This window comes from Anaerolinea thermophila (genome assembly GCF_020723905.1).
GTDB lineage: Bacteria > Chloroflexota > Anaerolineae > Anaerolineales > Anaerolineaceae > Anaerolinea > Anaerolinea thermophila_A.
Genome location: NZ_DYHZ01000007.1, coordinates 168177 through 192424 on the forward strand (window position 1 = coordinate 168177; position 24248 = coordinate 192424).

Here is a 24248-nt window from a genome sequence, read left to right on the forward strand (position 1 = left end):
ATTTTAGCATGAAACAGGGGGTGGCAGGAGAACTTGCAAAGTCACCGAAAGGTTCAGGGGAACAATATCATCGGATCAAATGCCCGAAACAACCCGGAGATGCGCCACAGACAGTACCAGCCCATTTCCTCCACCGTTGCCGAGTTGTCGTAATGTGCCATGCCCGGGAATGTGACTCCCGCAGGCCCAATGCGGGTTTCCAGGTGCAGATGGGCGTTGACCGAGTTGCCGGTGCTTCCCACTTCGCCGATTTTGTCTCCGCACATAACCGATTCCCCTGTTCGCCGGGCAGGCGGAGTGTTCAGGTGCGCATAGAGATGGTAGAGCGACAGAGAGGAGAAATCGCCCTGAAATGAGATTTGTGGACAGAAGAGAGTGCGTGCAGGAATGGGGGTGGGCTGGTTTTGGAAAGACGAAACTGGCAGGAGTTCCCGGATCTCCGCCGGCAGGTCCTTAAGGGGTGTTTCCAGGATGATGGTGTTGCCATAGGGCTTTCGGTTGGAAATGATCCCAGCCACTTTGCCTTCCAAAATGGCATGGACAGGCAAGCCCAGCATGGGTTTTCCCTCAGGCGAGTTCCAGTAGGCGAAGTCCACCCCAAAGTGACCGCCATCATCCCCGGCTGGGGGCGCCTCAAAGGGCGTTTTCAGCAGATCCGGGTCTTGTAAAGCATCTAATGCAATTCCTTCCAGAGGGGAACAGAAGAGATGGCTTTCCTCTGTCTCTGGTGCGTGAGATGGATCTTCTGCCGCAGGTGTAATGGGAAAAGAGAAGGCGCTTTCCGGTGTGGGGGTAAGTTCTACGGTGGCTGTGAAGGAAGAAACCGGCAGAGAGGAAAGTGTGGACGTTGCCTCTGGCTTAGAAGTAGAGACGCATCCCTCCAGAATCAAAGCCAGTGCCGTGAGACAAAGCCACAGGTGTGGCCTTTCAATCCTGTACGGCAGGGAGGCTGAAGGCAACCTGGCGTTGATCCACTTCTCCATATTCCTGATAGGACACGCTCATCGCCAGCACATAATTCGGGTCATCCGAAGGATTGCGGATGTGCAGGGTAAACGCCATGTGGGTATCAATGGTTTCGATGATGTGCGCAGTGGTGACTTCTTCATCCTGCTGGTACAGGGTGGCGGTTAAGTCCGGACGTTCCCGGAATGGGGTGATTTCCACCATCACCCGGATGCGTTGGTTGTCGGGGGCAGGCGCTACTTTCAAATCCACTATGCGCACTTCCTGGGGTGCTCGGGCGTCTTCAGGTGGGTTCAGGTAATTGTAACGGGGCATTTTTTCCTCGAATCAACAAACTCCGCCTTGATTATACCCGGCGGAGTTTGCTTTCGGTGAGGTTTAATGGAAGGTTCAGGCGATTCGACGGGCTTCCATGTAGAAGCGCTTGTCGCGGGCTTCACCCATGGAGAAGGTCTTGCGGGGGAGCACGCCATCCAGAATCACCGTCTTGAACAGGTCATGTTTTGATATGGCAGGCAGATAGAAACCGACATTGCCCAGCTGGGAGCCTAACCGCACTACCACATCATCTCCGTGAACGTAGTCAATCTTTGCGGCGCTGCCAGATTTAAGCCATGCATCCAGGAATCCCTGAAGCGTGCCAACGGGCAGATTGGAGGTCGGGCGGGTGAAAGTCACCAGAGCATATCCCTCAGCCGTGACCATTCCAATGGTTTGCAAAGGGCTGGAGGGATGTTTCACCTGCTCAATCATGGCTGCGGCATGCTCAATGGGGGAAATTTGCACGGTATCCCCAAAGAATTGTTTCAGCGCTTCTGCGGGCGATTCTTTGCACTGGAACAGCACGCGGTGAATGGGTTCAAACTCCAGTCCATGGTCGTGGACGTTTTCGATTTCCACCAGGGCATAGCGTGCCGGGTGATTCATCCCTACCTGCCCTTTGATCTTCTCCCAGATGGCTTTGGCAGTTGCCAGAGAGTGGTTGCCATCCCCCATGGCGAAGAGCAGGACTCCCTTGTCTTCTCCTACCCCGTAGCGGGAACGGAAGGTTTCAGGGTTTGCCAGTGCCCGCAAAGCCGAGATGACCTGTTCCTCACAGGGTCCATCCGGTACTGCCCACGCAGTCAAATGGCCGCTGTCGAACATCAGGTCGGTATCGTACAAACGGGAGAATTTTTTGCGCGCTTCAACCAGCGGTTCGATGACCGTCTGCTGTGGGTCGTCAATCAGCACCAGAATGTGGGGTAGTTCCAGCGGTGCGCCTTCACGGATGCGCATACGCGGGGGAAGACGATCCAGTATCGTGCCTTCCGTAGCCCGAATCAGCGTTTGAGATCCGGCGGAGTAGTCGTAATGCTCCAGATCCAGCGCCATCATCAATCCGTGACGCATACGACCGCTGGATTGGCGTTCCACCAGAATCAACCCGTGATGTGAGACGAATATTCCCTCGTTTAAGTAGCGGCGCATGGTTTGTTGTGTGCTTTGGATGCGCGCCTGTTCTTCCGGGGTACCCAGATACACTTCGGGGAGGATGAGGTGGAAGGTGGAGGGGGAGTCGCCGACCAGGCGGGCTACCTGTTCCCAGTATTCCGGTTCGGAGGTGTACTGGTCGCAGGCAATCACCGCCCATTTTTTCAAATCAATGCCCGGACGGGGCAAAAGAATTTCACCGATTTGAATACCGAGGTCAGGGTATGTGCTCATGTATCCTATTAAAGCATTTTCGGGCGGCATTTGCCAGCCCGAAAATTCCTGATGACACTGGAAAGATGTCACAATTTGGCAGGGCTTAAAGCCCGCTCATAAAAGCAATTCCAACGCAACCCGGTCCGGTATGGGTACCAATGACAGGTGAGACGGGAACAATAACCGCTTCGCTGATATCATCCACGCTGACTTTCTGGCGGGCGCGCTCGAGGAGGCGTTCTGCTTCTTCCTGAGCGTGGGAATGCAGAATAGCAAGGCGGATGGGGCGTTTCCCGCGGGCTTGTTCGGCGAAAATCTCCAGCAGGCGGTCTGTGGCTTTGGACATTGTGCGCACTTTTTCAATGGCTTCAATGCGCCCGTCGCGCAGTTGCAGGATGGGTTTAAGGTTCAGGGCTGTGCCCAGGAAAGCCGCTGCACCTCCAATGCGCCCTCCGCGATGGAGAAATTCAAGGGTGCTGACAAGGAAGAACACCGATACATTTGCCAACCCCCGCAAGGCAATGGCTTTACATTCTTCCAGGCTGGCGCCGCGCGTTGCCGCTCGTGCCGCTTCCAGAACGGCAAAGCCCATGCCCATGGATGTGGTGAGAGAGTCTACAATTTCGATGCGCGCGTCCGGTAACATGGCTTTTGCCTGGAGAGCGGAGTCCATCGTCCCGGACAGTTTGGAACTGATGTGGATGCTGAGAATGTCGTAACCTTCTCCCTGTAAGCGCTCGTACACCTCCTTGAAAGCGGCGGGAGAAGGTTGTGAGGTGGTAGGGAGTTCTTTAGCGTTAGCCAGACGTTCATAAAATTCATTTGGAGTAATATCCACCCCATCCAGATACGTCTTCTCTCCCCAGATGAGATGAAGAGGAACAACCTCAATGCGATGTCCCTTGACCAGTTCAGGGGGTAGATAGGCGGTGCTATCGGTTACAATGGCTACTTTTGACATGCTTCCTCCCAAGGCGTTTTATTTGTGCATTATTTAAACACAGAATTTCCCGTTTCGTTGCGTAGTTGTATAAGGCTTTACAACCGCTTTTCAGCGATGAAAAAGATATTGAAGCCCGTTGAATTTTGCATTAAGATTGAATGGGAGAAGCGGGAGAATCCTTGACCTGCCTGAGGGTGGGTCTTATAATTTTTCGCTCGGGCTTCACCCTAAAAAGGAGTCTGGGAGTAAATTTATGAACATTGATGATGAGCACGGTACGACTGTTCTTCGCCGGGTAGCGGATGAGCCGCCTCGGCGTCGATTTTTGGATGTTCTCATTGGCAAGCCGCTGGCAACTGCCGACGCGCCGCGAGAGACCATCGGAAAAGTGATTGGGTTAGCCGTCTTTGCTTCCGATGCACTTTCCTCAACGGCTTATGCAACACAGGAAATGCTGGTTATTCTGGCGGCAGCGGGAACGATTGCGTTTGGGTATGTATTCCCAATTACGCTGGCCATTGTTTTACTTTTGGCGATTGTCACTTTCTCTTATGAACAAACTATCCATGCCTATCCCAATGGCGGGGGTGCCTATATCGTAGCCCGAGATAACCTCGGTGAAGTTGCTGCAAAAATTGCTGCTGCGGCTCTCCTTTCTGATTACGTTCTGACTGTGGCGGTCTCCATTTCCTCGGGCGTAGCGCAAATTGTATCTGCTTATCCCCATCTGTTTCCCTACCGTGTCTGGATTGCAGTGGGCATGGTGGGCTTTATGATGCTCATCAATTTGCGTGGGGTCCGTGAGTCGGGTATTGTTTTTGCAATTCCTACATATTTCTTTGTGGTTACCATGTTCACTATGGTGATCACAGGGTTGATTCGCTATTTTACCGGTAATCTGGGACTGGTCGTGGATCCTCCAGAACTGGAACTTTTACATGGAGCACAGCCAATTACCCTCTTTTTGATTTTGCGGGCATTTTCCAACGGTACGACGGCATTAACCGGCGTTGAAGCCATTTCGAATGGCATACCTGCTTTTAAAGAGCCGCGTAGCCGCAACGCAGGGATTACCCTTATCTGGATGTCTACTATTTTGGGATCCCTCCTGTTAGGAATTTCATTCCTTGCGGCTCATGTACAGACCATACCTTCGGAGTATGAGACGGTTATCTCTCAACTGGCGCGAACAATTTATGAAAACAGAGGTTTTCTCTACTTAATGACCATCTCTGCCACCACGGTGATCTTGATCATGGCAGCCAATACTGCCTTTGCAGATTTCCCTCGATTGAGCGCATTAACTGCGGTTGATGGGTTACTCCCCCGTCAACTGGCTCAGCGGGGAAGTCGTCTGGTTTTTTCGCGCGGTATAATTGTTTTGGCTTTGGTGGCTTCTCTGTTGATAGTAGTTTTCCAGGCAAGCGTAACGCGATTGATTCCGCTCTATGCTATTGGGGTGTTTCTTTCCTTTACGCTCTCCCAGTCTGGCATGGCGCATCGCTGGTATAAAATCGGCAAACTTTCCCCCGGTCAGGAGATTAAAGAGCGTGGCTCGGTGTTGCGCTATGACCCGAACTGGAAAATCAAAATGCTCATCAATGGCTTTGGGGCAACTGCCACCTTTATAGTGATGTGGATTTTTGCCATCACCAAATTCACCGATGGGGCTTATCTGGTAATCTTCGTCATTGCATTCCTGTTTGGGATGTTCACACTGATTCATAATCACTATTTGAGCGTGGCAAAGAGACTCAGTCTGGATCGATACGGCACTACCCCCCCAAGAATTGTGCGCAATCGGGTCATTTTGCCCATTGGTGGGGTGCACCGCGGAACGCTGGCGGCGTTGCGCTATGCGCGGGCATTGTCTGATGATATTACCGCGGTTCATATTGCTTTAGAGCCGGAAGAAGCCGAGAAAGTCCGCCGAAAGTGGGAAATGTACGGTGATGGCGTGCGTCTGGTGATCATTGAATCCAGTTACCGGGTGTTCATGAAGCCGTTGCTGGATTATATTGAGGAGATTTACGCTTCTCGTCAGCCCAATGAAGTCATCACCATTGTGGTACCGCAGTTCATTTCCTCTAACCGGTGGGCGAATCTTCTCCACATGAATACGGCTGATGCATTACGCGAAGAATTGCTTACCTACAAAGGCATCGTCATTACCAACGTGCCTTATTTGATTGATTGAAAATTCGAGAGGACTTTATGAGAGCCTTGATTGTTGGTTGTGGTCGTTTGGGCGCCGAGTTAGCCTATCGGCTCTACCAGCGCGGACATGAAGTGTCTTTGCTGGACCTGGATGAAAAAGCCTTTGAAATCCTTCCGGCAGATTTTCAGGGGCGTTTTCATGAGGGCAACGCGCTGAATTATGATGTGTTACGGCGATGTGGCATTGAGGACATGGACTCGGTTGCGGTGCTTACCAATTCCGATGTGGTCAATGGCGTGGTGGGGTACTTAGCCGTCAGGGAATTCCACGTACCCAATGTGGTTGTCCGGAACTACGACCCCCGCTACCGCCCGATTCTGGAAGCCTATCATTTACAGATGGTCTCTGCTCTCTCGTGGGGAGCCCAGCGGGTGGAAGAGATGATGTACCATGCCGAAGTGCGGGCGGTTTTTTCGGCAGGGAATGGGGAAGTGGAAGTTTATGAAGTGCTTGTTCCTGAGCATTGCCATGGAAAACGCCTGAAAGAGGTTATAGACTCTTCTATGTGCATTCCTGTGGCGGTTACCCGTGCGGGAAAGGCAACCCTTCCTGACTGGAATATGCTTTTAGAAGCCGGAGATGTCCTGCATTTGAGCGCCACGCTGGAGGGAGCGGAAGCCATTCGGCAGGAATTGCTCCGCAAGGAGGGAAAATAATATGTTTGTGATCATTACCAGTGGCGGACGCACCGGCGCAACGCTGGCAAACATGCTCATCGGCATGGATCATGAGGTAAAAGTTATCGAATGGCGAAAGGATGTTCTCAGCCGCATTCATCGCGAATTGCCCACCGAAGCCATTGTCGAAGGCGATCCGCTGGATTTGAGCGTGCTGGAACTGGCAGGAATCAGACGGGCGGATGTTATTGCAGCAACCACCGTATCGGATGAAGCCAACCTGACGTTGTGTTACCTTGCGCGGGAACTGTATGGTATTAATCGCACCATTGCTCGAGTCAACGATCCGCGCAATGCCTGGCTGTTCGATGAGAAATACCATGTAGATGTAGCCGTCAATCAGGCGGAACTGCTTGCCAGTCTGATCCAGGAAGAAATGTCCCTCGGCGATATGATTACCCTGCTAAAACTGCGCCGTGGACGTTACTCACTGGTGGAAGAAAAGATTCCCGCAGGAGCGCGCGCCATTGGCACAGCCATTAAAGATCTGGATTTGCCCGATCACTGTGTTATCGCGGCAATCATCCGCAAAGGCGAGGTGATGATCCCCCGTGGGGTAACCACGCTGGAAGAAGGTGATGAGGTTCTTGCCGTGACCGACCGGGAGGGTGCTGAAAGCCTGGCGATGCTTTTCTCTGCGAAAAATAGCGAGCAAAATGGCAAAGCCCGCAACGGAGAAAAAACTACTGCGCACGGGTAATTGACCGGTAGAAGGGCTTGCGGTATAATTACGCTTTGCCAGCCGGGAGGCTGAACACTGGAATGGACAACCTCCTCCCGCGTGATCGAAACGTTGGATCCTCAAAGGGATGTTTCGCTTCGATCAGCGCACGGAGGAAACCAAAAATTACGTATTGAAAGGATCGTAAATGTCTACGAAGCGAACCTATCAACCCAAAATTCACCGCCGCCTGCGTGTGCATGGTTTCCGCGCTCGCATGGCTACTGCTGATGGTCGCCAGGTGCTTAAGCGACGCCGTCTAAAAGGGCGCTATCGCCTGACCGTTTCGATGAATAACCACACCAAACGGATTCGCTGGTAATTCCGTCATTGATTGGGGAGACTGCCCCGTTTTCAGGGGTTCAGGAGCATGGGTGAAACGCAGGTTTCGCCTGAGGCACAGGAGCGATTTTGAGCGGGTGCGGCGAGCGGGCAAGACAATTCCGCACCCGCTAGTCCTGTTCGTGGTGGCACCCAATCAACAGAATGTTGTGCGAATCGGAGTGGTGGCGGGGCGTTCCGTTGGTTCAGCGGTCGAGCGAAACCGCGCAAAACGCTGGTTGCGTGCCAGTTTGCAGGAATTTCTTCCGGTGCTCCCGCCGGGGTGGGATCTGGTGGTCTTTGCCCGCCGCCCTGTTCTGGAAGCAGGTTTTTGGAAGACACGAGCCGCAGTGGAAGAATCATTGAAACGCGCGGGGTTGTTGCCGTAAATGGAAAGTATGAACGAAGATTATCCGAATGAACCGCGATTGCGGGATTTGCCCTTAACGGTCTGGAATATCCCGCGATGGATTTTGTTGCTTCTGATTCGAGGGTATCAGAAGTTCGTCTCGCCGGGCTTGCCCTCCAATACCTGTCGGTTTTATCCTTCCTGTTCTCATTACGGCTATCAGGCTGTGTATAAGTATGGCGCCATCAAAGGCGGTTTGATGGCAATTTGGCGGGTACTGCGATGTAACCCATTCAACCCCGGTGGGTATGATCCGGTGCCTTGAAGTGGTATTGTGGATAGAAAGTGACCCTGTGAACATTTCCGGAATATTTATGAAGAAATTGAAAATCCTCCTCTGGTTAGGGCTTGCCATGGTTTTTCTGGCGGCCTGTGCGGGTACACCGTTGAATAACTGGCCTGGCCTGGCGGCAACAGAAGACACAGTTGTCCTGGCATATGGCCAGGTGCATGTGGTTGACGCCAAAACTGGCACAGAGAAATGGAAGTACCCCGAAAAGATAGATAACGCATCATTAATCTTTAGCAATCCCGCAGTGGTTGACAATAAAATCATCGTTGCCTCCTATGCCAATGTCGTGCAGGCACTGGATGCTCAAAGCGGCGCGGTGCTTTGGACTTTTGATACCTTCAAAGGAAAAGGCAAATTTGTGGCTGGTCCTGTGGTTGCAGGTGAGGTGATCCTTGTTCCTTCAACCGATCACCACCTTTACGCGCTGGATTTGAGCGGGAAAATGCTGTGGCGTTTTCAATCGCGAAATGCTCTATGGGCTCCTGCCATTGCGGATGAGGAACATGTGTATCTGGCTGGGCTGGATCATTACCTGTACTCCATTCGCCTTGCGGATGGACAAAAGGAATGGGAAGTGGACCTGGGGGGACCGCTCATTCATGCACCCGGTTCCGATGGCAATGGACGCCTCTACATGACGACCCTGAAAAAAGAAGCCCTTGCCATTGATAAACAGAATGGCAATATTGTCTGGCGCACACCGATTACCGGCAGTGCCTGGGCGGCACCTGTGGTTGCCGATGGCAAAGTGGTCTTTGGAACAGACCAGAAGAAAGCCTACATTTTGAACGCAGAAAATGGTCAGGTGCTGGCTTCTCTGGACGTGTCGGCAGGCATTATCGGTGGACCTGTCCTGTTTGATGGCGTACCGGTGCTGGTCACTGAGGGCGGCGAGGTGTTTCAGATGAAGTGGGACGGAACCCGCGGCTGGACACGCACCATCAAAGGTCAACTGGGAAGCACACCGGTCATTAGCGATGGTCGCCTGGTTGTTTCCGGTTTGCAAATGGAACACCTCATTGTGACCTTCCGTCCAGATGGTACAGAGGATTGGAGCCTTACGGCTTCTAAGTAGGAGTATAAAACATGTGGGATTTACTCATCATCCAGCCGTTTACCAACGTTCTGTTGCTGATTTATTCGTATCTGGGACAGAACTTTGGTGTGGCGATTATCTTGTTTACCTTGCTGATTCGTTTGCTCACTCACCCGCTGATGGTTTCGCAGATCAAAGGTTCGCAAAAAATGATGGAACTGCAGAACCATCCGCGCTATAAAGAACTCCAGGAAAAATACAAGAACGATCGCCAGAAATTACAGGAAGAGCAAGCCAAGTTGATTCAGGAACTTAAAATCAACCCCTTTGCCTCGTGCTTGCCTCTGCTCATTCAGTTCCCCATCATCATTGGGCTTTATCAGAGTCTCTATAAGGCAATGCCCAACACCCCCCATGATTTGCTCAGCCTGACGCGCATACTTTATTCCTTTGTGGATATCAATGCCATTTTGCCCATCAACAATCAATTCTTATGGATGGACCTGAGCCAGCCTGAGCGGTTGTATCTGCCGTTCCTGCCTTTTGGCATTCCGGTTCTGGCAATTGTGGTGGCATTAACCACCTACGTTCAGGGTAAATTGATTACCCCTCCCCCGTCCAATCCAAATGATCAGACAGCCATGATGAGCGGAATGATGAACCTGTATATGCCCTTCTTGATGGGTTACATGGGCTTAACGCTTGCTTCCGGGCTATCCCTTTATTTCATCGTGTCCAATCTCATCGGTATCTTGCAGTATGCCATGCTGGGCAAGGTGAACTGGAAAAACATTCTTCCGTTTCGTAAATCCTCCGGTGAAAAACCGGTTTCCCCCGCGAAATCCGTTGCAACTTCCAGAAAGGGTGGAAAAAAGAAATGAGCCAAGAACAACGCACAACGCTTGAAGTGATTGCCCCCACGGTTGAAGAAGCCATTCAAAAAGGCCTGGAGCAGTTGAAACTGACTGAGGATGCTGTGGATGTGGAAGTCCTGGACTCAGGTAGCCGCGGTTTGTTCGGGATTGGAAGCCGACAGGCTCGCGTGCGTTTAATTGTCAAGGGAGAACAGCCCACTGCAACCACTCCGGCTTCGATTATTGAGGAAGATGTACCCAACCATGAAGAAATCATCTGGGTATCGGAAAAGGTTGTGAGCGATTTGCTGGAGCGCATGCGCATCAAAGCGCGCGTCAAAGCCAGTATCCGCCCGTCAGCCTCAAAGGATGAAGAAGAAACCGTGCTGGTGAACATTGAAGGGGATGACCTGAGCATCCTCATCGGCAGACGCTCAGAGACTCTCAATGCCCTGCAGTACATTGCCAGTTTGATTGTGGGCAGACGTCTGAATCGCTGGATACCCATGATCATTGATGTGCAGGGGTATCGCCAGCGCCGCGAGCGTCAACTGCGAATGCTGGCGCGCCGTATGGCAGATCAGGCGGTGCATACCGGGCGGCGACAGGTGCTGGAACCCATGCCTCCCAACGAGCGCCGGGTGATTCATCTGGAATTGCGCGATCACCCTCTGGTAATTACCGAAAGCATTGGTGAGGATCCGCATCGCAAGGTCACAATTACCCCCAAACGCCATTGATGTCTGCAAAGAAGGAGGAAAGCCGGACTTCGGTCCGGCTTTTGTTTCTATGCTGGAATGGATTCTGAGTACCCACCAGGTTTCTACGCTGGCTTTTGCCTTCCTGATGCTTCTTATTGCCTGGCTCAATGGAGTGATGATGAGGCGTCTGGAAACCTATCCGCCTGCCAGGAAAGTTCCGTTTGTCTCCATTCTCATCCCTGCACGTAATGAAGAGCGAAACATAGAAGCCTGTCTGAACGGATTGCTGAGTCAGGATTATCCTGCTTTTGAAGTGCTGGTGCTGGATGACCATTCCACCGATTCCACACCTCACATTCTGGCAAAGGTTGCGGCACAAGATGCCCGTCTCCGGGTTGTTCAGGGCGCCGATTTGCCGGATGGCTGGCTGGGGAAACACTGGGCTTGTCATCAACTGGCACAACTGGCTCAAGGAGAATGGCTGTTGTTTGCCGATGCAGATACGGTTTTCCATCCTCGTACAGTGAGTGACGCGATTGCCGCGGCAGAATATGAACGGGCTGATTTCCTTACAGCAGTGCCTCATGAACAGATGGTCACGCCGGGTGAACGGCTTCTGGTGCCCTATTTTCTGATTTCGGCTCTCTCTTTTATCCCGGTGTTTCTTTCCCGGTGGATTCGCCATCCCGTATTGACATTTACCATTGGACAGTTCATTCTGATCCAAAAGCAGGCATACCTGGAAACTGGCGGGCATCAAGCCATCCGCGATAACGCGGTGGACGATCTTGCTCTGGGAAAACGTGCCGTAGCCATGGGATTGCGCTGGATCATTGCCGATGGGCGCAACCGTATTACCTGCCGGATGTATCACGGTTTTCGTGAGGCATGGCGGGGTTTCTCCAAAAATATGTTTGCGGCTTTTGGGTATAATGTGGCTGTATATTTGTTCATCTGGCTCTGGTCGGCGGTATTGTTCCTGGAGCCGCTGGTGGTGATCGGCGGGTTTGCACTGGGCTGGGTTTCACCATATTTTCGGTTGGACCTGGCGCTGTTGCACTGGGGTATCATTTTGCTGGTCTGGATGCTGGCGTATCATCGCCTGCGTCTGCCGGTTGGGTTAGCATTGATCTACCCGGTACCTTTTTTGCTCTCGCTGGCGGTTGCCGGACACTCGATGTGGTTGACTTTTCATGGACAGGCTGAATGGAAAGGGCGCAAAGTCCTTCGTCCGAAAATTCGTTGGATCTAGAGGAGCGTATGCGAGCAGTTGATATCATCATCAAGAAGCGGGATAAAGGGGTGCTCACCAAAGAAGAAATTGATTTCTTTGTGGAAGGATTTACCCGTGGAGACATCCCGGATTATCAGGCAGCGGCATTTGCCATGGCAGTCATGCTGAACGGTATGAATGCTGAGGAGACCACCTATCTCACTCTGGCAATGGCGCGTTCCGGGGAGGTGTTGGACCTGAGCGGGGTGGTGGATTTTGTAGTAGATAAACATTCCACCGGCGGTGTCGGAGATAAAACCACGCTGGTAGTGGAACCCGCTGTGGCAACCTGCGGTTTGCCGGTAGGCAAGATGTCCGGGCGAGGGTTGGGATTCACCGGTGGAACGCTGGATAAACTGGAGTCCATTCCCGGGTATCGCACCAATCTGTCTACCGAGGAGTTCATTCACCAGTTGAAGGAAATCGGGCTGGTGCTGACCGGTCAAAGTAAAGACCTGGCTCCTGCCGATGGGAAACTGTACGCACTCCGCGATGTGACTGGCACGGTGCCCTCTATTCCACTGATTGCCTCTTCGGTGATGAGTAAGAAAATCGCTGGCGGTGCTCATGCCATCGTGCTGGATGTCAAAGTAGGGCTGGGTGCCTTCATGGAGACGCTGGAAAGTGCCCGGGAACTCTCTCGTTTAATGGTGGACATTGGACGATTGAGCGGTCGCAAGGTGGTTGCGCTGCTTTCGGATATGAACCAGCCACTGGGACAGGCGGTTGGCAACGCCCTGGAACTGAAAGAAGCCATCGAAACCCTGCATGGCGGCGGTCCGGAAGATTTCCGGGAGCACTGTCTGGTGGTTGCCAGCCACATGCTTAAAGTGGGTGGTAAAGCCACCTCACTGGAAGAAGCCCGCCAGATGGTAGAACAGGTCATTGCTGAAGGAAAGGCATGGGAGAAGTTCCGTCAACTGGTTTCCGCTCAGGGCGGTGATGTCAGTTATGTGGATCATCCTGAGAAACTGCCCTCTGCGCCAGTTGTGGTTCCGGTTCTGGCTCCACAGTCGGGTTATCTGGCACAGGTGCATGCCCGTATGGTCGGCGAAACGGCGGTGGTTCTGGGCGCTGGACGGGCAAAGAAGGAAGATCCGATTGACCATGGTGTCGGTATCATGGTGCATGTTAAGGTGGGCCAGAAGGTAGAGAAAGGACAGCCGTTATTCACTGTTCATGCCCGCACAGAGGAAGACGCCCGCATGGCTGAAGCGCGCTTGCTCGATGCGGTTAAGTGGAGCGAGAAACCGGTGGAACCGTTGCCCTTATTCTATGGAGTGATCGAATGACCTTGCGGGGCAGGTCTGTATCGTCAGGGTTGTCTGATTGAACAGAAATTTCAGTTCTCATGCTTCCGCGCGCTTTCTCAGAAAATTCTTTACCAGAAAATCTTCAGAGCCTTCACGAGCGATGGGATCGCCGTCGAAGGCTCTTTTATCTTTTAGGTTCACTGGCGGGCGTTCCTTCCATTTTGGCGGTCTGGTTTCAGCATCGTCTGGATAACCCATTTATTGCGCTCACTTACCCTCCGCTTATCCTTGCGGGGGTACTGTGGAGTATAGCCCTGCTCTTCAGGCGCGTTCCTTTGTCCTGGATTGAGAAAGCTGTGCTTTTTTCAGTCAGTCTGCTGTTTCTGAGCAAACTGGTTTATCTGTTGTTCTTTCTGGGCAAGGATGCCAGAACCTGGAATGAAGTGGAGGCGGTATTTTGGGTGATTGCCCTGCTGTTTATTCTGGGATACATTGCCATGGAGAGAAGATGGGCGCTGATCTATAGCCTGTCTGTTCTGGCATTTACGGTAGGAGTTGGGCTTGTCCGATTCTGGGGTTACTTCGATGAAACCATGGTCGAATACGTTCGCCTGGAGGCACGGGTTGTGGCAATTTCCTTCTTTTTGTTCATTCTTGCACGAACCCGGGATGAATTCAACCGTACATTGATGACTGCAAATGCCATGCAACAAATGGCGAATACCGATTCCCTGACTTTCCTACCCAACCGTCGGTGGCTCACCCAAACGCTGGAGGAACGCCTTTACCGCAAAAAACGCTTCACGCTGATACTGGTGGATATTGATCACTTCAAACAAATCAACGATACCTACGGGCATGAAGTAGGGGATGCCGTACTCCGGGAGGTGAGTGATTGTCTGCATCATCAGATTCGCGCGGGCGATGTCATCGGGCGATGGGGTGGCGAAGAGTTTTTAATCATTGCCTCAGAAGAAGACGGAGAGGGAGCGTTGCAGTTAGCCTATCGCTTGCGAGAGACTCTGGAGAATTTCAAACTGGAAGCCGGTTTCTCTGTGACCGCATCCTTCGGAGTCTCGCTCAGTCGGGAAGATGATACCATGACAACTCTGCTGAAGAGGGCTGATCTGGCTTTGTACCGCGCGAAAAACAATGGTAGAAATCGTGTAGAGTGGGAAGCACCGTAAGTTTTTGATTGACGTGTACCCGCGAGGCTGATATAATTTGACCCGAAAGGCGATGATGGAAACGAGTACGTTTTCCCGCCCTCTGACAGCGAACCCGGAAGTGGTGTGAGCCGGGGCAGAGAGGAAAACGGAAAATCCTTCCGGAGCCGCAACCTGAACGTAAGAGCCGTCTTACCAGTAGGGACGCCGGAATCGCTCACCGTTAGCCGGAGCGCGGGTATCTCTCTCTGAAGATGTACCCGAAAAGAGAGCCCGTCACCTGACGGGAAACAGGGTGGTACCGCGAGTCCCATCTCGTCCCTGTGGCGAGGTGGGCTTTTTGTTAAGTTTTGGAGGAGGTGTATGTTTAAACCTGTTTCACCCAGAGTCAACGTACCTGTGATGGAGGAAGGTGTTTTGCGTTTCTGGAAGAGCCATGACATCTTCCATCAATCTACCCAACTGCGGGAGGGCGCTCCCGAATACGTTTTCTTCGAGGGTCCTCCAACCGCCAACGGCAAACCCGGTGTTCATCATGTGCTGGCGCGGGCGTTCAAGGACGTTTTCCCGCGGTATAAAACCATGCGGGGATACCACGTCATCCGGCGGGGCGGCTGGGATACTCACGGCTTGCCGGTGGAGATTGAGGTAGAGAAGAAACTGGGCTTTACCAATAAACAGCAAATTGAAGATTTCGGCATTGCTCGCTTCAACGAACTGTGCCGGGAATCGGCTTTCACATACATCCAGGACTGGGAACGGCTCACCGAGCGCATTGCCTTTTGGGTGGATCTCGAAAAAGCCTATATTACCTATACTAATGACTATATCGAATCAGTCTGGTGGATTTTAAAGAACTTCTGGGACAAAGGGCTGATTTACCGTGGATATAAAGTGGTGCCGTATTGTCCGCGGTGCGGCACACCCCTTTCAGATCATGAAGTTGCCCTGGGGTATGACGAAGCTACCGACCCCTCGGTATTTGTGCGCATGCCGCTGGTGGATGCGCCAGACACGTCTCTGCTGGTATGGACGACCACCCCATGGACGCTCCCTGCCAATGTGGCGGTTGCGGCTCATCCTGAGGTAGACTATGTGAAAGTAGAGCGGGTATTACCCGAGGGCGGTAAGGAATATCTCATCCTTGCGGAGCCGTTGTTAAGAGCCGTTTTTGGCGATGAAGACGTTCATGTGGTCGAGCGTTTTAAGGGTACAGCCTTACGGGGAAAACGCTATAAGCCTCTGTTCACCTTTATCCCACCGGAGAAACCCGCGCACCGCGTTGTGCTGGCAGATTTTGTGACCATTGAAGACGGTACCGGTCTGGTTCACATTGCTCCGGCATTTGGCGCTGAGGATATGAATGTAGCGCTGGAAGAAGACCTGCCTGTCATCCAGACCGTTGCCTCAGATGGGACCTTCATCGCTGAGGTGAGACCGTGGAGTGGCATGTTCGTCAAAGACGCCGATCCGCACATCACCCGTGATTTGGATGCCCGTGGTTTGCTCTTCCGAGCGGGCACTTACACCCATACTTATCCTTTCTGCTGGCGGTGTTCCACACCGTTACTGTACTATGCCCGCCCAACCTGGTACATTCGCACCAGTCAGTACCGCGACCGTCTGGTGGAATTGAACGAACGTATTAACTGGTATCCAGCCCACATCAAGAATGGACGCTTTGGAAACTGGCTGGAGAATAATATTGACTGGGCTTTGGGTCGCGAGCGCTACTGGGGCACCCCCCTGCCGGTCTGGGAGTGCGAATCCTGTCATCATGAGCACATGGTTGGCTCGGTGAAAGAACTTTCCGAAATGGCGGGACGTGACCTTTCCGGGCTGGACCTGCACCGTCCACACGTGGATGAGGTCGTTCTGAAGTGCCCGGAGTGCGGCGGTAAGATGACCCGTGTTCCGGAATTGATTGATGTGTGGTTCGATTCCGGTTCCATGCCGGTGGCGCAGTGGCATTATCCCTTTGAAAATCAGGAACTTTTCAAAAAGCAGTTCCCCGCCGATTTCATCTGTGAAGCCGTGGATCAAACCCGCGGATGGTTCTACTCTTTGCATGCCATCAGCACCCTGCTGTTTGACTCGGAATGCTATAAGAATGTCATCTGCCTTGGCTTGATTCTGGATAAAAACGGGCAGAAGATGAGCAAATCGCGCGGCAACATTGTTGATCCGTGGGATGTGATCCGTCAGCACGGCGCAGATGCCATGCGCTGGTATCTCTACACGGCAACTCCGCCCGGTCAGGAACGGCGCTTCTCAGCAGAACTGGTTGGCGAAGTGGTGAGCAACTTCACCCTGACCCTTTGGAATACCTATTCCTTTTTTGTGACCTACGCCAATCTGGATGGATGGAAGCCGGAAGCCGGTGTTCCAGTGGAGTACAATTCTCTGGATCGCTGGTTGCTCTCGGCACTTCACGCGCTGGTACGCGATGTCACCGAGGCGCTGGAGCATTATGATGTGCTTGGCGCTACCCGACCGGTGGAAGCCTTTGTGGATCAATTGTCGAACTGGTATTTGCGCCGCTCCCGCCGCCGTTTCTGGAAGAGTGGTTCTGATGCCGATAAGAAAGCCGCCTATGCCACCCTGTATGAAGCGCTGGTAACGTTGAGCAAACTGCTGGCTCCAACCATGCCGTTCCTTGCAGAGGAACTGTATCAGAATCTGGTGCGCTCGGTGGACGAGAATGCGCCGCTTTCGGTGCATATGTGCGACTGGCCCTCATTTGACCCTGCTCGTATTGATGAAGGGCTCAACCGTGAAATGACGCTGGTGATGAAACTGGCATCCTTGGGACATGCCGCCCGCAATAAAGCCAACCGTAAGGTGCGGCAACCCCTGCAAGAAGTGGCTTTTGCAGTGGGGAATGCTGACGAGCAGGACATTCCGCTCAGGTATGCGGATTTGCTGGAAGATGAGTTGAACGTCAAACAGGTGCGTATGCTGAACGCTGCCGGAGAAGCAGTATCCTACAGCCTCAACCCGCTTCCCAAGCAACTGGGGCAGAAGTACGGCAATCGCTTCCCTGCCATTCGTCAGGCTTTGCTGGCGCTGGATGCCGCTCAGGCGGCGCAGGCCCTGCTTGCCGGTCAGTCGCTGACCGTTTCCGTCAACGGTGAAACCTACGAGATTCTCCCTGAAGAAGTGGAGGTTCGGATGCAGGCGCGCAGCGGGTACGCGGTGGCTTCAGAGGGCGCCTATCTGGCGGCGCTCACTACCGACCTCACCCCGGAGTTGATTCGAGAAGGGCTGGCGCGTGAATTTGTGCGCCGTGTGCAGGATTTGCGCAAGAACGCAGGTCTGGATATTGCCGACCGCATTGAAGTGGTCTATCAGGCTTCTGATGGGCTGGCGCAGGCGGTGGAAGCGTTCCGTGATTACATTATGAATGAAACGCTTACCCTCTCCCTCTCCGCTGGCACTATCATGGCTGACATGGCAACCGCTGAGGATTCCTTTGATGGCGAAACGGTTAAGATTGGCTTGCGGAAGGTGAGCCGCTAATTTGCAGTGTACGCAGACGAAACTGCCCGGGGATTTCGGGCAGTTTCATTTTTAAAGAGCGGAGTTACCGGTATAAACATTTGGCTTTCTTTTTTATCAAGAAAACATTACAATTTTTGTATGATTAATCGGTTGCGCTCTACTTCTACCTTTTCCCCATTTCAATGGATGGACTTGCTGGGGGTAGGGGTGTCCTATCTTCTTCTGTGGACCGTGGGGGTCTGGTTCATTCGCCTTGTCATGCCCGAGAACGGGTTAATTGTCTGGAGTATATCTACGCTGGCGTTTTCAGGATACGCCTTTGGGTATCTTCTCAAACACATGCATCTCAATACTCCCCAGAACGGGGACAGGCTCTTTCCCGATCTGGGATGGGCAAATCGCATTACCCTGTTTCGGGCTGGTTTACTCGCCTGGCTCTTTGGGTTCCTTTTCCTTCCATCGCTCGATGGAGTTGTCCGTTGGATACCGGGAATCCTGTATGCTCTGGTCGCTGTTCTGGATTTTGTGGATGGCTGGGTGGCGCGAATCACCCACCGCTCGAGTCGCCTGGGCGAGGCTCTGGACATGCACTGGGACAGCCTTGGCGTACTGATTGCCTGTACTTTGCTGGTGCGTCTGGAACAGGTACCGTTTCCATTTCTTCTGGTGGGGCTTGCCCGTTTCCTGTATGTGGCTGGACTGAGATGGCGCCAGCGAAAGCGCCTGCCCCTCGCGCCTCTCCCGTTCAATCCGTACCGTCGCTACATGGCGGGAATCCAGATGGGCTTCATTGCCGTGGTACTGTTGCCTGTCTTTTCTCCCCCAGCCACTACTGTCGCCGCGTGGCTCTGGATGATACCCTTCCTGACGGCGTTCTTGCGGGACTGGTTGTATGTCAGTATGGCAATGGATGAGCACTCTGATCCGCTTTTCCGCTGGGGAGTTCTGGCGTTCCTCTCGCGCGTTTTTCCCCCGATTTTTCGACTGGTCACAATTCTTTCGGGAGGCTTTTTGCTGGTTTCTCTCCCACCTGACTTTCTCCCATTGTGGGGGCGGGCAATTGTGGTGGGATTATGGCTCATGGTCTTTTCAGGCATTTTGGGCAGAGTTGCTGGTATCGGTTGGATGATCATGGGGGGGCTGGCAATATCCGTCATTCCTCATCAATGGGAAGCATGGGGGGCGCTGGTGGGTGGTTTTGGGATTTTGATGCTGGGTACAGGCAGGTTATCGGTATGGACACCGGAAGAGTGGTTAATTTATCACCGCGCTGGCGAACCTTCCTGAAAGCGGGCTTGATTCTGATCAGCCTCATGCTGGTGGGCGTGGGGTTTTTTGCCTTAAGTGAAAGTCTTGAGGATATCACCCTTTCTGGATTGACTGGGCTCTGGTTGCGCCAACCGGTGCGTTTCTGGCTGATCTGGGCAGGGCTGAACCTGCTCGTCATCCTTTTCTGGGCATGGCGTTGGGGCGTTATTCTGCAGGCGCTGGGATTGCCTGTATCGCTGAAAAAGCGCGTGTTTGCCCGCCTTGCCGGATTTGGATGGAGTTATTTCACGCCCGGGCCTCAAATCGGCGGGGAGCCGGTGCAGGTGTATCTGGTTGCCCGGGACGCGCAACTGCCGTTGTCCAGTGTGATGACTTCTGTTTACCTGGACCGCCTGATAGATGGATTGACCAATTTTGCCGTTCTTGCCGCGGGCGTGTTGATGATTCTGTTCCTGGATATGGAATGGGCAGGAGGAATCCGCTGGTTGAGTTTGAGCACCGGGTTGGTTTTGATCGTTCCTGTGGCGCATTTCCTGTTGTTGATGAGGGGAGAGACACCGTTGACCCGGGTTCTCCTAAAAATTCGTTCCACAGGAAACCCATTCTGGATTGCTGTAAGCCATCAGGTGATTCTCATGGAGTCTCATCTGGGTGATTTTGCGCAGCAGCATACATTGACCCTGATTAAAGCCTTTCTGATCTCTGTCTTATCCTGGCTGGTTTCGATTGGGGAATTTGCCTGGTTGCTCAGTGGTTTGAGTGATCCGCTTTCCCTGCTTCACATGCTGCGCTTTCTGATTCTGGCGCGTTTCTCCTTTTTACTGCCTGTGCCTGCCGCTGTGGGAATATTTGAGTCTGCCATGGTTTTCGCGGCAGTTTCTTTGGGCTTATCGCCAGTCATCGGGGTGGCTTTGGGACTGACCATTCGCATACGCGATGTTCTCCTCGGGCTGATTGGCGTGCTGATTTCTGGAAGTGGGAGTATACGGTCTTTGTTTCATTTCAAAAGAGAGGTGGCAAAATGACAAAACCAAAAATGGTTTCTCGTGTCCTGATGGGTGTGGCTGTTCTGGTGACGGCGGCAGTCCACTTTTACCTGGGGTTTGCCTATAACGCTGTGATCTTCATCTTGAATGCTATAGGGTTTCTGGGGTTGTTTGGTTTGCTGGTGATACCACTCCCCCTGTTTCAATCTAGGCGGCGCTGGGTAAGTCTGGGGCTGATTGGTTACAGCGCCCTGACCATTCTCCTCTGGGCTGTGTTGAATGGCAAACTGGATGCCGCCAGTATCAGCGCCAAACTGGCAGAACTGGTCATTATAATCACGGTGTGGCTGGACCTGCAAAAGGAAAAGCGCAGGTAAAAAATTAAAACGGGGCGTACTGACACGCCCCGTTGAAATGATACACCTTCAGGTTTATTTCTTTTCGGTTTGCCGGGCAACCGCTTCGGCGGCGGCTTTGGCTTTTTCCGGATCCCCCAGGTAGTAATGAGTGATGGGTTTGAGGGAGTCGTCCAGTTCGTACACCAGCGGGATGCCGGTAGGGATATTCAGTTCGACAATATCCTCATCGGTCATGTTGTCCAGGTGTTTGACCAGCGCGCGTAAACTGTTGCCATGGGCGGCAATCAGGACTTTCTCTCCGGCTTTGAGGCGCGGGACAATTTCGCTTTCCCAGTAGGGCATAACGCGCTTGAGGGTCAGTTCCAGCGATTCGCTGGCAGGCAAAAGCGCCGGGTCCACTTTGGCATAGCGGGGGTCGAAGCGGGGATGGCGCGGGTCATCCAGATCCAGCGGGGGTGGGGGGACATTGTAACTGCGGCGCCAGAGGTGAACCTGTTCTTTGCCATACTTTTCAGCCATTTCGGCTTTGTTCAACCCCTGCAAAGCCCCGTAGTGCCGTTCATTCAACTGCCAGGCATTTTTGATGGGAATGTACATCTGATCCAGTTCATCCAGCGCAATCCACAGGGTGCGGATGGCACGCTTCAAAACCGATGTGAAGGCAATATCGAACGTATAACCGGCTTCCCGCAAGAGACGCCCGGCTTCATGGGCTTCCTGAACGCCCTGTTCGGACAGGTCTACGTCTGTCCATCCGGTAAAACGATTTTCAAGGTTCCACGTGCTTTGCCCGTGGCGCAGTAAAACGAGTTTGATCATGGTTACCTCTCCTTAAAGAAACTGCACAGAATGTGCAAACCCTCACAAATATTTGTCGTATTATAACCCGGAATGGCAGAGAGGAGAACCGTCAAAAAGGGACTATCCAGAGGTACAGAGGAGAGCGGAATGAGGCACATGTCCTCATTCCGCTTCACCGTTGTGCCTCTTTTGTCTATTTAACGATCAGGCTGGCTCTAATAATGCAGGTCTTGCTTTTGCGTGATGCGTTTGCGGAACACCCAGTAGGACCAACCCTGATACGCCAGCACAATGGGGACAAAGATTAACGCCACGATGCTCATTATCCGCAGGGTATACGGGCTGGATGCGGCGTTGTAAATGGTCAGACTGTACGCCGGATCCAGTGAGGAAACCATCACCCGGGGGTAGAGAATCAGGAAGATGGTTGCCGTGGCGAACAAAATGGAGAGGGTGGTCATCACGAATGCCCAGCCACTGCGGCGCGTATAGACGAAGTAACCGGCTGCCAGCATGGTAAAGAATACGCCAATCGGGACGGGACCGGGGTTAATGCCTAACTGTTGCAAAACATCGGTGAAGAAGTAAGTGGCGATAATAAACATCACCAGCACCAGCATGGCAGGAAGCCAGATCTTTCGGGCGGCGTCCTGAGCGCGTTTCATCATCTCGCCGTCGGTCTTCAAACTGAGGAACACCGCGCCGTGCAGGATGAACCCCAGCAAAGAGACCAGCCCACCAATCAAAGCGTAGGGATTGAGCAGGTTCCAGAAGCCTCCCACATAATTCATGTTGGCATCAATGGGCACACCTGCCATGATGTTGGTAAAAGCCACCCCGAAGAGCAATGCCGGTATCAGACTGCCCCCAAAAATTGCCCAGTCCCAGAAAGCGCGCCATTTGGGGTTTTCGTCCTTACTGCGGAACTCAAAAGCGACCCCACGCAGGATAAGCGCCAGCAGGATCAGGAACAGGGGAAGGTAAAACCCGCTGAAAAGAGTCGCGTACCAGTGTGGGAACGCCGCAAAGGTTGCTCCACCAGCGGTAATGAGCCATACTTCATTCCCGTCCCAGTGTGGACCAATCGTGTTGATGATTACCCGTCGTTCTTCGTCCTTCTTTCCCAGGAAGGGAAGCAGAATCCCTACACCAAAGTCGAATCCTTCCAGCACGAAGAAGCCCAGATAAAGCACGGCAATCAAAATGAACCAGACTTCATTGAGATTCATATTTCCCTCCTACTCTGCATAGGCTTCATGAAACACCGGCTCTTCCCCTTCAGGGGGAACTTTTCGCGCGTATTTCGCAAGCAGATAGATATCTGCCGCCATTAACACGCCGTACACCACCGTGAATAAAATCAGCGTGGTAAGCACCATGCCTGGGGTCAGATTGGGAGAAAAGGCTTGCTCGGTCTTCATCACCCCATACACCACCCAGGGTTGACGACCCGTCTCTGTCAGAATCCACCCCGTGGTGTTGGCGAGGTATGGAAGGGCGATAGCAAATGGTAGCCATTTTGCCAGACGAGTTCCCGCCAGGGGTTTATTCTTCAATACATACCATAAAGCCAGCGCCATCAGAGCCAGCATGAGGAAACCGGCACCCACCATAATCCGGAAAGTCCAGTATGCGGTGAATACAGAAGGCACATAATAACCCGGTCCGTACAGTTGCTCGTATTCAGCCTGGAGGTTGCGAATTCCTTTGACCTCACCCGTTGGCTGGTTGTATGCCAGGATGGAGAGCAGGTATGGAATGCGCAGGGCAAAGCGGTCTTTGAGATTCTTTTCATCACCCACTGTGAACAGGGAGAAGGATGCCGGATTTTCGCTTTCCCACAGGGCTTCTACTGCCGCCATTTTCATGGGCTGTAATTGCACCATGCGCTGTGCCTGACTGTGTCCCACCAGTATGACCAGGAAGATCGAGATGATGCCGAATACTGCTGCCAAATTAAAAGAACGACGGAACAAATCCTCTTCATTTTTGCGGAAGAGGTGATAAGCGCTGATTCCTGCAACAAAAAATGCCCCTGTGGTAAACCCGGAGAGTACTGTATGGGGGAACTGCGTCCAGACATAGGGGTTGGCGATGAGCGCACCAAAATCGGTCATCACCGCTCGTCCACCTTCCAGTGTATAACCCACGGGATGTTGCATAAAGGAATTGGCAATCAAGATCCACAGGGCAGAAATATTTGAGCCGAGCGCAACCATCCAGATGGTCAATGCATGCAGACCTTTGGATAATTTGTTCCAGCCGAACAACCACAAGCCCAGGAAAGTAGACTCAAGGAAGAACGCCAGCAGGGCTTCAATTGCCAGAGGCGCCCCGAAGATATCACCGACAAACCGGGAATACTCCGACCAGTTCATACCGAATTGAAATTCCTGGACAATGCCGGTGACCACCCCCATGGCAAAGTTGATGACAAATAATGTACCCCAGAATTTTGCCATCCGTTTGTACACTTCCTGCCCCGAGCGCACATAAATGGTTTCCATAATGGCAGTCAGGACAGAAAGCCCCAGAGTTAGAGGCACAAAGAAGAAATGATACACAGATGTGATGGCAAATTGCCATTGAGAAAGGGTTAGCACACTCATATACCAACCTCCCTGTAAAATGGAGTTACTGGATTTCGAACATTTATAGCACACAATACCAATCACAGAAGTTGTGACAAAGCGTCAAAAATCACCAACTAATATGACAATAATCCTCTTCTTGACCTGATTTAAGAACTTTATAAATGGTCTTCAAACCGGGATGGAATTCCCAATTTTTATGTTATAATTTTGACAAGAAAA

Annotated in this window: 23 protein-coding genes and 1 other annotated feature; of the genes, 16 read left to right on the forward strand and 7 right to left on the reverse strand. The window is 52.5% G+C overall.

Annotation, left to right across the window (positions count from 1 at the left end; genetic code table 11):
• Window positions 1–53: 53 nt before the first annotated feature.
• The 4 genes from LHF31_RS11845 to LHF31_RS11860 form a co-directional block, all read right to left on the reverse strand.
• Entirely contained in the window at window positions 54–983 is a 930-nt protein-coding gene (locus LHF31_RS11845) for a M23 family metallopeptidase (protein WP_298007776.1), read from the reverse strand.
• A complete protein-coding gene (locus tag LHF31_RS11850; protein WP_298007774.1) occupies window positions 928–1281 on the reverse strand; it encodes a hypothetical protein in 354 nt (117 codons plus the stop codon). The genes LHF31_RS11845 and LHF31_RS11850 overlap by 56 nt, the downstream gene beginning before the upstream one ends.
• A 75-nt stretch (window positions 1282–1356) precedes the next feature.
• Entirely contained in the window at window positions 1357–2673 is a 1317-nt protein-coding gene (locus LHF31_RS11855; protein ID WP_303774254.1) for a DUF1015 domain-containing protein, read from the reverse strand.
• Between the two features lie 85 nt (window positions 2674–2758).
• Window positions 2759–3616: a DegV family protein gene (locus LHF31_RS11860; protein WP_298003804.1), complete on the reverse strand. Its 858-nt coding sequence runs from the start codon at window positions 3614–3616 to the stop codon at window positions 2759–2761.
• 235 nt (window positions 3617–3851) lie between these two features.
• Between LHF31_RS11860 and LHF31_RS11865 the strand changes: the two genes are divergently transcribed.
• The 16 genes from LHF31_RS11865 (at window position 3852) to LHF31_RS11940 (ending at window position 20652) form a co-directional block, all read left to right on the forward strand.
• Complete coding sequence (locus LHF31_RS11865; protein ID WP_298003801.1) at window positions 3852–5795, forward strand: APC family permease; 1944 nt, start codon at window positions 3852–3854, stop codon at window positions 5793–5795.
• Window positions 5796–5812: 17 nt separating this feature from the next.
• Window positions 5813–6472 carry a TrkA family potassium uptake protein gene (locus tag LHF31_RS11870; RefSeq protein WP_298003798.1) on the forward strand — a complete coding sequence of 220 codons (660 nt, stop codon included), beginning with the start codon at window positions 5813–5815 and terminating at the stop codon, window positions 6470–6472.
• 1 nt (window position 6473) lies between these two features.
• Window positions 6474–7193, forward strand: coding sequence for a TrkA family potassium uptake protein (locus tag LHF31_RS11875; RefSeq protein WP_298003795.1), 720 nt, complete (start codon window positions 6474–6476; stop codon window positions 7191–7193).
• 169 nt (window positions 7194–7362) lie between these two features.
• Window positions 7363–7536, forward strand: coding sequence for a 50S ribosomal protein L34 (rpmH, locus tag LHF31_RS11880; RefSeq protein ID WP_013560687.1), 174 nt, complete (start codon window positions 7363–7365; stop codon window positions 7534–7536).
• A 52-nt stretch (window positions 7537–7588) separates the two neighbouring features.
• Entirely contained in the window at window positions 7589–7924 is a 336-nt protein-coding gene (gene rnpA / locus LHF31_RS11885) for a ribonuclease P protein component (RefSeq protein WP_298003786.1), read from the forward strand.
• Between the two features lie 69 nt (window positions 7925–7993).
• Window positions 7994–8209 (forward strand): membrane protein insertion efficiency factor YidD, encoded by a 216-nt coding sequence (gene yidD, locus LHF31_RS11890; protein ID WP_363324750.1) that lies wholly within the window; start codon window positions 7994–7996, stop codon window positions 8207–8209.
• 49 nt (window positions 8210–8258) lie between these two features.
• The gene (locus LHF31_RS11895; protein WP_298003780.1) at window positions 8259–9311 is read left to right on the forward strand and encodes a PQQ-binding-like beta-propeller repeat protein; all 1053 of its coding nucleotides are present in this window, start codon (window positions 8259–8261) and stop codon (window positions 9309–9311) included.
• A gap of 11 nt (window positions 9312–9322) precedes the next feature.
• Window positions 9323–10153, forward strand: a complete 831-nt coding sequence (locus LHF31_RS11900; RefSeq protein ID WP_298003778.1) for a YidC/Oxa1 family membrane protein insertase — start codon at window positions 9323–9325, stop codon at window positions 10151–10153.
• Window positions 10150–10866 carry an RNA-binding cell elongation regulator Jag/EloR gene (gene jag, locus LHF31_RS11905; RefSeq protein ID WP_298003775.1) on the forward strand — a complete coding sequence of 239 codons (717 nt, stop codon included), beginning with the start codon at window positions 10150–10152 and terminating at the stop codon, window positions 10864–10866. Before LHF31_RS11900 ends, jag begins: the two co-directional genes overlap by 4 nt.
• Window positions 10820–12079 (forward strand): glycosyltransferase, encoded by a 1260-nt coding sequence (locus tag LHF31_RS11910; protein ID WP_298003771.1) that lies wholly within the window; start codon window positions 10820–10822, stop codon window positions 12077–12079. Before jag ends, LHF31_RS11910 begins: the two co-directional genes overlap by 47 nt.
• A gap of 8 nt (window positions 12080–12087) precedes the next feature.
• Entirely contained in the window at window positions 12088–13392 is a 1305-nt protein-coding gene (locus LHF31_RS11915) for a pyrimidine-nucleoside phosphorylase (RefSeq protein WP_303774255.1), read from the forward strand.
• Window positions 13393–13451: 59 nt separating this feature from the next.
• The gene (locus LHF31_RS11920) at window positions 13452–14540 is read left to right on the forward strand and encodes a diguanylate cyclase (protein WP_298003766.1); all 1089 of its coding nucleotides are present in this window, start codon (window positions 13452–13454) and stop codon (window positions 14538–14540) included.
• A gap of 43 nt (window positions 14541–14583) precedes the next feature.
• Window positions 14584–14845 (forward strand) — a binding site (T-box leader).
• Between the two features lie 37 nt (window positions 14846–14882).
• Complete coding sequence (gene ileS, locus LHF31_RS11925) at window positions 14883–18038, forward strand: isoleucine--tRNA ligase (protein WP_303774256.1); 3156 nt, start codon at window positions 14883–14885, stop codon at window positions 18036–18038.
• A gap of 120 nt (window positions 18039–18158) precedes the next feature.
• The gene (locus tag LHF31_RS11930; protein WP_298002693.1) at window positions 18159–19307 is read left to right on the forward strand and encodes a CDP-alcohol phosphatidyltransferase family protein; all 1149 of its coding nucleotides are present in this window, start codon (window positions 18159–18161) and stop codon (window positions 19305–19307) included.
• On the forward strand, window positions 19256–20314 hold the full coding sequence (locus tag LHF31_RS11935) for a lysylphosphatidylglycerol synthase transmembrane domain-containing protein (protein ID WP_298002695.1): 1059 nt from the start codon (window positions 19256–19258) through the stop codon (window positions 20312–20314). Before LHF31_RS11930 ends, LHF31_RS11935 begins: the two co-directional genes overlap by 52 nt.
• Window positions 20311–20652, forward strand: a complete 342-nt coding sequence (locus LHF31_RS11940; protein WP_298002697.1) for a hypothetical protein — start codon at window positions 20311–20313, stop codon at window positions 20650–20652. Before LHF31_RS11935 ends, LHF31_RS11940 begins: the two co-directional genes overlap by 4 nt.
• A gap of 54 nt (window positions 20653–20706) precedes the next feature.
• On the opposite strand, the gene gpmA is transcribed toward LHF31_RS11940, so the two are convergent.
• From gpmA to LHF31_RS11955, 3 genes are all read right to left on the reverse strand, one after another.
• Window positions 20707–21453 carry a 2,3-diphosphoglycerate-dependent phosphoglycerate mutase gene (gene gpmA / locus LHF31_RS11945; RefSeq protein WP_298002699.1) on the reverse strand — a complete coding sequence of 249 codons (747 nt, stop codon included), beginning with the start codon at window positions 21451–21453 and terminating at the stop codon, window positions 20707–20709.
• 197 nt (window positions 21454–21650) lie between these two features.
• Window positions 21651–22664, reverse strand: coding sequence for a cytochrome d ubiquinol oxidase subunit II (gene cydB / locus LHF31_RS11950; protein WP_298002701.1), 1014 nt, complete (start codon window positions 22662–22664; stop codon window positions 21651–21653).
• 9 nt (window positions 22665–22673) lie between these two features.
• On the reverse strand, window positions 22674–24044 hold the full coding sequence (locus tag LHF31_RS11955; RefSeq protein ID WP_298002703.1) for a cytochrome ubiquinol oxidase subunit I: 1371 nt from the start codon (window positions 24042–24044) through the stop codon (window positions 22674–22676).
• Window positions 24045–24248: the final 204 nt, after the last annotated feature.